Origin of the sequence: Rhizobium ecuadorense (assembly GCF_001187535.1) — a bacterium.
GTDB lineage: Bacteria > Pseudomonadota > Alphaproteobacteria > Rhizobiales > Rhizobiaceae > Rhizobium > Rhizobium ecuadorense.
The window spans coordinates 1-264 of record NZ_LFIO01001235.1 but is presented as its reverse complement, the minus strand read 5'-3'; the positions used below and the strand labels follow the sequence as shown (position 1 = coordinate 264).

Genomic DNA, 264 nt, shown 5'->3' with positions numbered 1-264 from the left:
CTTGAGGATCAAGCCGGCGGTGGTCATAGATATTCGCAAGCGCAGGAGGTGCGCTTCGTTTATCGTCCAATCTGGGAGGAGACCGTCGTGACTCACGACTTGGAAACGCGCGTCTTGCGCAAAATCACATTCCGCATCGTACCGTTCATCATGCTGCTGTATTTCATCGCGTTTCTCGACCGCGTGAATATCGGCTTTGCCGCCCTGACGATGAACCAGGACCTCGGCTTCTCGTCGACCGTCTTCGGCATCGGTGCGGGCATC

At 56.4% G+C, this 264-nt stretch carries 1 pseudogene; it reads left to right on the top strand.

Features of this window, described 5'->3' with window-relative positions:
- Positions 1-87 precede the first annotated feature (87 nt).
- A pseudogene (locus AF337_RS45640) lies at positions 88-264 on the top strand (MFS transporter); the annotation flags it as partial.